General features: G+C 62.9%; 1 protein-coding gene. It reads right to left on the reverse strand.

Features of this window, described 5'->3' with window-relative positions; genetic code table 11:
• On the reverse strand, positions 1-245 hold a 245-nt coding region (locus tag SB772_RS44535), incomplete at both ends, for a hypothetical protein (RefSeq protein WP_410839093.1).

Raw genomic sequence — 245 nt, forward strand, 5'->3', positions numbered from 1 at the left:
GTCAGCGCGCCGAAGGCAAGCCAGCCACCTTCATCGTCACCATCATCCTCATCGGCTTCGCCAACCGAACGCGCCTTGGAGCGCGTTTCGTTAAAGTCCTCGGCAATATCGTCATCTTCTTCGGTGCGGCCAACCAGACCGGCCGCAAACAGCATCATCCAGACGGTCGGCACCGCGAAGACGCAGCCGACGGCGGTTGCGAATGTTCCGGTCGGATAGGCGCCGACGAACAGCGCCGGGAAGCG

The sequence above is a fragment of the Paraburkholderia sp. SIMBA_030 genome, assembly GCF_046535245.1.
GTDB lineage: Bacteria > Pseudomonadota > Gammaproteobacteria > Burkholderiales > Burkholderiaceae > Paraburkholderia.